Here is a 1,500-nt window from a genome sequence, read left to right as displayed (position 1 = left end):
CTGCCGAAGCGCCAGGTTTTTCCGGCGCTGTTTTTGATGTGCGACGAGAGCTGGGCGGTGGGCCTTGCGGATGCACAACGCCGTGCCGCGGCCGGCACGCGGCCGGCCTTCAGCCTGCCCTTCTATCTCGGCGCCGGCTTGTCCGTCTACCTCGCCTGGGTGGCCTTCACGACTTGCGGCGCGGCACTTGGGCCCGTGCTCGGCGACGTCGAAAAATACGGCTTCGCGATGGCCTTCCCGGCCGTCTTCCTGGTGCTGCTGCGGGGCATGTGGAAAGGCTTTGCCGCGGCGCGGCCCTGGCTGGTCAGCCTCGTGGTGGCGGCGCTCACCTATCTCGTCCTGCCCGGCGCCTGGTATGTGGCGGCCGGCGCGCTGTCCGGCCTGGTGGCCGCGTGGTTCCTGGCAGGTGAAACATGATCGACCCGATGACAGTGCTTGCCATCCTGGCGATGGCCGGCGTGACGTATCTCACCCGCGTCGGCGGCTATGTTGTGCTGAAGAACCGCGCGCTCAGCCCGCGCGCCACGGCGGTGATGGAAGCCGCGCCCGGCTGCGTGCTGATCGCGGTGATCGCGCCGGATTTCGTCTCGAGGGACCCCGCCGACCTCGCGGCTTTAGCCATCACCCTGCTTGCCGCGACGAGGCTGTCGATGCTGGCCACAGTGGTGATCGGGGTGGCGTCGGCGGGCGCGTTGCGGTGGCTGATCGGATAACCGGCCTCAGAGGCTGTAGAGCCCGAGTTCGTCCGGCTGGTCGCCCTCCCGGCTTGCATGCTGCTTCATCGCTGCATCCAGCCTGTCGTTGTCGCGGCCTTGCGGCCGGACGATCGCGTTGACCAGCGTATCCAGCGAAACGCCAAGCTGGTCCAGGCCAAGCTGCCTTTCGATCTTGGCGACCGCCGACGGAGATTGCCCTTTCAACGCTTCGACGGCGTTCTTGATCGCCGAACCGTAGGAAGACACGGACTCGTAGTCGGTCTGGTCGACGGCGAATTCCTTGCCCGCCTGCTGCATCAGCCGGACTTTCGTCGCCGTGATGTTGAGGCTGTCGAGGCTGAACTTGGATGCCGAGGTCGCGGGCTGCATGACCGGCGAAGCCGCCGGGCCGGAGACGCTGTCGATGCTCGCGGCGGGTCTGGCCGCTGGCGGCAGGCGCTGCGGCTGCAGGATCACAAGCGCGGTGCTGAGCGTCGAGGACATTGCCGGGTCTCGCACGCGCCCGTCCGTCATGGACCGGACGCCGGACAGTCAAGCCAAGACGTCATGTCCCGAGCGAAGCGTTTCACAGGAAATAACCCGGTTGTCCTAAGAGTTCGATAGAACGATGGTTCACCTTTTAACGATGAACCGCGCTATCTCCCTGGTTTGGCTCAACCAATTTTAGCAACTGCTTATTTTCAACCCAACCTGGCATGCGGCAGTTCCGGTGACATCGAGCCGCCGGCGGCTCTTGCCACGATCGCCGCCAGCGGTTCGGGCCGGTGCAGGAAATAACCCTGGC

The 1,500-nt window shown here is 65.6% G+C and carries 3 protein-coding genes; 2 read left to right on the top strand and 1 reads right to left on the bottom strand.

Annotated elements, in window-relative coordinates:
- Together EOA28_RS35405 and EOA28_RS35400 are read left to right on the top strand one after the other, a co-directional pair.
- The coding region (locus EOA28_RS35405; RefSeq protein WP_189342374.1) for an AzlC family ABC transporter permease at positions 1–417 on the top strand (417 nt) is incomplete at its 5' end.
- On the top strand, positions 414–713 hold the full coding sequence (locus EOA28_RS35400; protein WP_127253508.1) for an AzlD family protein: 300 nt from the start codon (positions 414–416) through the stop codon (positions 711–713). The genes EOA28_RS35405 and EOA28_RS35400, both read left to right, overlap by 4 nt.
- Before the next feature lie 6 nt (positions 714–719).
- Here EOA28_RS35400 and EOA28_RS35395 read toward each other — a convergent pair whose 3' ends face one another.
- Positions 720–1,229 carry a hypothetical protein gene (locus EOA28_RS35395; RefSeq protein ID WP_127253509.1) on the bottom strand — a complete coding sequence of 170 codons (510 nt, stop codon included), beginning with the start codon at positions 1,227–1,229 and terminating at the stop codon, positions 720–722.
- Positions 1,230–1,500: the final 271 nt, after the last annotated feature.

This window comes from Mesorhizobium sp. M2A.F.Ca.ET.067.02.1.1 (assembly GCF_004023285.1).
Lineage (GTDB): Bacteria > Pseudomonadota > Alphaproteobacteria > Rhizobiales > Rhizobiaceae > Mesorhizobium.
Note: the sequence above shows the minus strand (reverse complement) of the source record. Positions and strands in the feature narration are given on the sequence as shown.

What these genes read in the sequence shown, in the direction of transcription:
- EOA28_RS35400 (WP_127253508.1), top strand. Translation starts at nt 414, where the DNA reads ATGATCGACCCGATGACAGTGCTTGCCATCCTGGCGATGGCCGGCGTG.
- EOA28_RS35395 (WP_127253509.1), bottom strand. Translation starts at nt 1,229, where the DNA reads ATGACGGACGGGCGCGTGCGAGACCCGGCAATGTCCTCGACGCTCAGC.